This is a genomic window from Myxococcus sp. AB036A (genome assembly GCF_006547355.1).
In the GTDB taxonomy this organism is placed as follows: Bacteria; Myxococcota; Myxococcia; order Myxococcales; family Myxococcaceae; genus Myxococcus; species Myxococcus virescens.
Genome location: NZ_VHLC01000072.1, coordinates 37756 through 44917, shown reverse-complemented (window position 1 = coordinate 44917; position 7162 = coordinate 37756). Strand labels below are relative to the sequence as shown.

3 protein-coding genes and 1 pseudogene are annotated in these 7162 nt (G+C 70.7%); 1 reads left to right on the top strand and 3 read right to left on the bottom strand.

Annotation, left to right across the window (positions count from 1 at the left end; genetic code table 11):
• From FL344_RS25985 to FL344_RS25975, 3 genes and pseudogenes are all read right to left on the bottom strand, one after another.
• Positions 1-2599 (bottom strand): annotated as a pseudogene (locus FL344_RS25985) (flagellar hook-length control protein FliK); the annotation flags it as partial.
• Positions 2592-3209, bottom strand: a complete 618-nt coding sequence (locus FL344_RS25980) for a peptidoglycan-binding protein (protein WP_228565376.1) — start codon at positions 3207-3209, stop codon at positions 2592-2594. The gene FL344_RS25980 and the pseudogene FL344_RS25985, both read right to left, overlap by 8 nt.
• Positions 3210-3353: 144 nt before the next feature.
• Positions 3354-6059, bottom strand: coding sequence for a M1 family metallopeptidase (locus FL344_RS25975; RefSeq protein WP_141620417.1), 2706 nt, complete (start codon positions 6057-6059; stop codon positions 3354-3356).
• A gap of 269 nt (positions 6060-6328) precedes the next feature.
• Here FL344_RS25975 and FL344_RS25970 point away from each other — a divergent pair, with 269 nt between their 5' ends.
• Positions 6329-7144 (top strand): Uma2 family endonuclease, encoded by an 816-nt coding sequence (locus FL344_RS25970; protein ID WP_141620416.1) that lies wholly within the window; start codon positions 6329-6331, stop codon positions 7142-7144.
• Positions 7145-7162 lie beyond the last annotated feature (18 nt).

Genomic DNA, 7162 nt, shown 5'->3' with positions numbered 1-7162 from the left:
GGTGGGCCGTGGGGGCGTAGGGAAGCGGCACCGCGCCTCCGGGAACTCCACCACCGGGTGCGGCGAAGGGGCGCCGCTGCGCGGGGATGTATTGGTAGTTGACGTCGCCCGTGAGGAGCACGAACCGCTCGTTGGCGTGGAAGGGCGCCTCTCCCTGGAGCGTCGGTGGCAGCGGGGGCGCGAGGGCCTTGCAGACCGCGGCCGGGTTGCTGACGCCAGCGGCGCGGGCCACCGCGCCTTCCAGCGACAGGCCGGGGAGCGGCGCGGGGGCGTGGGTGCGTACCACGGCCTCCACCGCGGCCCGCACCGCCTCGCCGCCCTGTGGCACGACGCCGGCCGCCGTATTCGCCGCCGTCGTGACGGGGGAGGCGGCAGGTGCACCGACGATGGCTCCTTGCACATGGGCCAACGCCAGGGCCCCGGCGCTCCCGGGCATCAGCGGCGCGCCGCCCGCCGCCGCTGTCCCCATGGCCGTGAAGGTGGCGACCGCCGTGCCCGGCGCGCCGCTCGCCACGATGACGGCCGCGCCCGCCGCCGCCGCCATCTGGGGCAGGGTTCCGCCCGCGACCGCCACGGCGTCCGCGGCGACTTCAGCGGCCCGGCCCAGCGCCACCGCCGTGGCGGCAGCGAGCGCGGGGTACGCCACGGCCAGCGTCGCGATGACCAGCCGCTGTCTCGCGGTGAGACCGGCGCCTGGACCACCCGGGCCCACCGCCGCGGTGGCCGCGGCCGACTGTCGCCGGGCGAGGACCGCCGCGGGATTGGGGTTGCCACCCGCCGGACCCATCGCCGCGAGGAATGCGGCCAGACCGCCTCCAATGCCAGGAAGGTTGGGCCCCGCGAACGCGGCCGCCACCCATCCCGGAGGGGCGCCTCCGCCGATGGTGACCAGACCTCGCCCATTGCCCCCCAGGTTGTTGGCGTCGGTGGCCACGGGGCCCGCGGCGACCGCAGCCGCACCGGCCGCGTCGCGCACGCAGACATACAGCGCCAGCCCGGAGTTGTTGCGCGGATCCGAGCCACTGGCGAGCGGGTTCTGCGCGCCTTCACGGTAGTTGCGTTCGACGAAGCCCCAGGGAAACCGCATGTGACTGCCACCTGGGCGGTTATAGGAGCTCGGCGTGCCGCGCGGACTCGCGGCGGTTCCAGGCCGCCCCGACGCTGCCCAGATGTAGAACTCGCCACCGTCGTGGACGACGCGCGCGACCGTGTCGCGGCACACGACGGTGCCCATGTGCTGCTGCGGCGCGAGCCACCGGCAGCGGAAGGACTCCGGGTAGTAGCGCCCCAAATCACAGTGGTCCATGTCCCAGTGGGACAGGATGATGAGCGGGCCGTTGCACATGCAGGGGCCCACACAGTGCCCCATTGGGATGATGGGGAAGGTCCCCTGCTGGCCGTTCGCCGGGCTGCCGAAGTCGTAATAGACGATGGCGCGCCCCTGGTTGTCGTACAGCACCGAGCACGCGCCCTGGCCCACGTTGAACAGCCCCACGAAGGGGGCGAACAAGCGGTTCGGGTCGGACGCATCCATCGGATTGGGCGCGCCATCACCTACGTAGGCGTGGGCCGTGGGCGGTGGGGCACCTGGCCGCGACCGTTCCCTGGGCACCGCTCGTGACGTCAACGTAGGGCCGGCTGCTCCGGCGAATGCGAGCACGGGCCCTCCGGGAGGCGGCATCCAGTCATCGAAGAAGTCCGCGACCTCCTCGGTGAAGGCGCGCACCTGTTGGGAGAGTTGGCGGGCCGCGGCGCGCATCCACCGGGCCAGCGCCGAGGTGGCGGCCCGGGCCGACACCGGGATGGGGAGGGGCGCGGAAGGAATGGCGAAGGGGTCCTTCACGGGCGGCTCGGGAATCGGGCCCGAGCCTCCGGAGCCGCCAGGGCCTCCTGGACGAGACGGAGGCGGCGGTGGTGGCGGCGCGGGCAGCGGGAAGTGGAGCGCCTTGAGCGCGCCCTGCGTCAGCCCGCCATCCGAGCGATCCTCCACCCGCAGGAAGCTCCGCAGCCAGCGCTCCACGGGCGGCGAGTCCGTGTCCGGGGTGAAGCCCCGCACCGTGTGCACCCCCGCGCGACGCACGCTGCCCGCCCGCACGAAGAGCCCGTCCGGGCGGGTGCTGCCCGGCGCCGCTTGCAACTCCAGGTGGAACCAGTCCGTCTCGTAGAGGTCATCACGCAGCGGGTCCCCGGGCGCGAGCTCGAACTCGAAGACGGACACCGGGGCGGAATCATTGCCATCGTCGATGACTCGCCGCAGGAACCAGAAATAGACGACGTAGAAGAGGTTGAGTTGCTCCAGCGTCAGCGCATCGTAGAAGTCCTCGAAGCGCCGGCCGTTGATGACGGCATTGAAGAAGCGGAGGAAGTCGCCCGGGTCGAACTGCTTCTCCAGTTCGTTCCAGACCCGGTCCATCCAGTCGCGCTCGACGCACTCCAGCCGCAGGTAGAGCGGGTCGTCGTCCGCGCCTTCCCGCTCCGTGACGAACGCGTAGTAGCGGCCGGGAAACCGGATGTTGAGCGTGTTGATTTCACCGCCGCGCGCGACGTGGCCAAGTCGGCGGTTCCTGGGCGCTGGAGGAGGTGTCGTGGTCTCAGGCACCGTGCGCCTCCCGCAGCTTGTTCCGGGTCCGCTCATCCACCGTGCCGGAGGGCATCAGCCCGTATTCGGCCTGGAAGCGGGCGACTGCCTCAGAGAGCGCGTCCTCCTCGCTGGCCTCATCCTCGAGGAAACCCAGGTTCACCAGGCGCGCTCGCAGCCCCTCCTCCGTGGACACGGGCCGGAGCGTCCCCAGGGACAGCGTGTACGCCTCGCCGCCGACCTCCAGCGTCGCCTCTCGGGCACCGGGTGGAATCCCGCACTCGATGAGGCCCTGCTCGTTCGTCTCTCCTTCGTGGGTGACGTTCCCGATGACGAGCCGGTAGGGCACCTTCGTCCGAGGCGCACCGTCCTCATGCAGTCGCAGGCGGAAGCGCTCCGGGATGCCTTTGAGCCTGAACGTGTGCGTCCTTCCCGTCGCGCAGGGGACCTGCCGGATTTCCTTGTCCGGGAGCGTCACCGTGTCGCCGGGCTTGAGCACATGGGGGCTTGTCCGCTCCCGTCGCAGGGACTCGTTCTCGGGCGCTTCCCAGACGCGTTGAGGACTGAGGTTGTGCGCGTGGGCAATGCTGGAGACGCAGTCGCCCTCTTGTGCTGTGTACGTTCGAGGCATGGGTCCGGCGGGCTGAGTGCAGCCCGTGTGCCGGACGTGGCTGGAGTGGGCCCCTGCCACGGGGTGTAACCACCGCGGCCGTGCGCGTCATGACGGAACGCAGATGCGTTTCGCGATGACGCGCACGGGAGGCGTGTCGTGCGCTCAGCGGAGCTTCGCGGGGCTCGGCTGGCCCTTCAGGAAGTCCCTGACGCTCTGCGCGTTCAGCGTGCTGGACGCGGCGCAGAGGTGGATGGACTCCATGGCGCGGGTGAGGGCGAGAGACGCGTTCTCCAGCTTCGCCGCGCGGGGGGTGAGGAAGGCTTCCGCTTCGGCGGCGGTCTTCTCGTCGCACAGCATGCCCGCAAGTCCGATGAGCCCGGCGACTTCGTCCGAGCGCATCCGGCTGGCGAGCGCGTCGAAGTGCTCCTGGTAGAACGCCCAGGCGAGCGCCCGCGTCTGCGGCATCGAGAAGGCCCCCGTGAGGATGGACTGGGTGTCGCGCACGTCGAACTCGCTGCCGGCCACCAGCGCGAGCGCCTCGCGCACGAGCGCCGGGTCCCGGAAGGCGCCCAGGGTGGTGAAGACGCGGCTGCGCTCGGTCCGGTCCTCCGTGGCGCGGGCGCGCGCGACCAGCGTGTCGAAGAAGGCCTTGTCTCCGTTCCGAGCCGCCACCATCAGCGCGAGGGGAACGGCCTCCGGGTGGACGGACTTTCGGTCCGCCAGCCACGCCTTCACCAGCCGGTTCGCGTCCCGGACCAGGGCCGGGTCCTCGCCGCGCAGCGCCGCCAGCCCCAGCAGGTTGGGTCGCAGCGACTTCACCGCGTCATCGTCACCGGGCTTGGGCTCCCAGCCCAGCGCGCGGGCCCGCGGGCCGTACATCGAGGCCACCCAGTTCCGGTAGCGCGCGCTCTCGTCGTTGGACAGCCGGTCCACGTGCACGAAGGTCAGCAGCCGGGCGCCGCGCTGCATGATGAGGCGGTGGTCCGCCTTGGCCGTGGTGGGCACGTAGCGCAGAACGTCGCCCAGGGGCAGGTCTCCCCGGCGCACCCCGGCCTCCATGTCGGCCAACAGGGTCAGCCGCTCGCGCACCGTCAACGCTTCCGTGGGCGCGGCCAGCACGCGGTTGAGCTGCTCGCGCGTGTAGCCGGAGCGGTAGTAGCCGGTGCCGCCCGCGTTGAGCACGAACCAGGAAGGGCAGCTCTTGCCGGGCAGCACCAACTCGCCCGTGGCCCCGGTGAGCATGGTGCACGTGCGCTCGGACGTCTTGCCGGAGCCCGCGCGCACACACACCGGCACGGACCACGTCTGGTCCTTGCTGGCGGTGGAGCCCGCGGGGACGTAGCGCTCCTGCGTGAACTTCAGCTTCGCGGGGGCTCCCGGCTGGCATTGCAGCTCGGCGGCGATGCGGGGCGCGCCGGGCTGGTCGATGAAGCTGCGGAAGGCACGCGCGACGTCCGGCCCCGCGGCGGCCGACAGCGTGGCGGCGAAGTCCTCCGACGTGGCCACGCCCCATTCATGCTTCTTGATGTGGCCGCGCAGCAGGTCGCGCATGCGCTCCTCACCGAGCCACGCCTCGAACATGTCGATGATGGCCGAGCCCTTGGCGTACGTGGTGCCGTTGTCGAACGAGCCCAGCACCTCGTCATGCGTGTTGGCGGGCTTGCGCACCGGCGGGGTGGCGGCGAGCGCGTCCGTGTCCAACGCGAAGAGCGTGGACTGGGTGCTCTGCTCCAGCCCGAATCCCCAGCTCGTGTCGAAGGGGTCCACCGTCTTTCGGTCCAGCCACGAGGTGAGCGACTCGTTGAGCCAGATGTCGTCCCACCACTGACAGGTGACGATGTTGCCGAACCAGTAGTGCCCCAGTTCGTGGTTGGCGATGTTCACGTACCACTTGCGGCGCGCGAGCGTCTCCTCGCCGGGACGGATGAGCGTCAGCGGCTGTCCGAGCGCGACGAGGCCCGGGTGCTCCATGGTGCCCCAGTAGCGCGGCACCACCGCGACATCGAGCTTCTCGTACGGGTACGGCATGTCGAAGTAGTCTTCAATCAGCGTGACGATGCGCGGCGTGACGCTGGCCGCGTAGGCCGTCTCGGCGCCACGGCCGCGCGGCACGATGAAGCGCAGCGGCGCGGCGTTGCGGCCCGCGGTGCCAGCGTCCACCACGTCGAAGGGGCCCACCACGAACGCCACGAGGTAGCTGGGCATCGGCTTGCTCTCGGCGAACGTGACGCGCGCCAGCCCGTCCGGCAGCTTCTCGCGCGAGACGATGGGGTGGTTGGCGAGCGCGACGTGGTCCTCCTTGGCGGTGATGCGCAGCGTCCAGGGCACCTTGAAGCCCGGCTCGTCGAAGCAGGGGAAGGCGCGGCGCGCGTCGACGGGCTCGAAGAAGGTATAGAGGTAGGGCTCGCCGCCTTCTTCCACGGCGTAGAGACCCTGGCTGCGCTCGCGGTCGACCTTGCCGGTGAAGGCGATGTGGATGCGGGCCTTGCCCGGCGCGAGCGTTTCGGGGAGCAGCAGCCCGAGCCGCCCTTCGCTGGCGGTGACGGGACGGGCCTCCAGGGTGCGGCCTCCCGCTTCGATGCGGGCCTGCGAGATTTCCATGTCCTGCCCGTGCAGCCAGACCTGGCGCACCGGCTCGCTCACGTCCACGTCGATGCTGACGCTGCCGGAGAAGGTGGGTTCGGCGGGCAGCAGCTTCAGGTCGAGCGCGTAACGCGTGGGGCGGACCGAGTCGGGCAGCCGCAGCGCGGGAGGCTGGGGTTCGGGCCATTCAGGGGCGGTGGCCACGGGAGCGGCGGGGGGCGCCTCGGGCGCATGGGCGCAGCGGAGGACGGCGACCGCGAGTACAAGTGGGAGGAGCGAGCGCATGGGCTGACGCTAACTCCAGTCGGCCCTCGGGCCGAAGTCCTGGAGTGTCGCCATTCGCGGATGAACGCGGCTCTTTCCGGAGAGGCGGAGAGTGGGGCCGTGTGCGTTGAGCGTCCGCGTCATGAGATGCCGTGTTCCGGAACGCGAACGAGGCCGTGCGGTGACTCGAACCGCGCGCGTCGGAGGCGTTCGTTGGTTCGCCATTTGCTGACGCCGGGACATGGGGGCGGATTGACCGCGACGGAGTGCCGCCACACGATGAAGGCATCATGGGACGGCCTACTGACGAAGGAGGGGCTGCCTTCCCCCGGGCGCCCTCGCAGGATGCGTGGGACAGGATGAATCCGGAGGAGCGGGCGCGGGTGGTGGAGTCGCTGCCGGCGGAAGTGACGTATGCGGAGATGGCGCCGCCCGAAGGGGACCGGCACCAGTGGGCGAAGTTCCGGGCGTTGGATGTTCTTCGGGGCTATTTCGGTCATCAGCGGCGCACGGCCTACGTCGGCTCGGAGCTGCCGGTGTACTACCCGGACGAGCGGCGCTTCGCGCCAGACCTGCTGGTCGTCTTCGATGTGGGCGCCCACCCGCGGGAGAAGTGGCTCGTCAGCCATGAGGGCCGTGGGTTGGACTGGGTGATGGAGGTCCACGTCGGGGGCGCCCGGAAGAAGGACGCCGAGTTCAACGTGCGGCGCTATGCCCGACTCGGAATTCCCGAGTACTTCATCTACGACTGCTCCCGGGAGCGGCTGGAGGCGTACACGCTGGCGTCACCCGGCGCAGGCGTCTACGTGCGGATGGAGCCGACGCAGGGACGCTATGTCTCGCGGGTGCTGGGTTTGGAGCTGGAGTTGGTGGGGGACCGGCTCCGGTTCTGGGCTGGCAACGCGCTCTTGATGGAGTCCGACGAACTCATCGTCCGGATGCGGGAGCGCATCGCGTGGCTTGAACAGCGCTCGGAAGAAGAGGCCCACCTGCGAGAAGATGAAATCCGGCGCCGAGAAGAAGAGTCCCGGCGCCGAGAAGACGCGGAGCGGCGCGTGGCCGAACTCCAGGCCGAGTTGGAGCGGGTCCGGGCCGCCCAGAAGTAGCCTTCGGGCGTCGTTTAC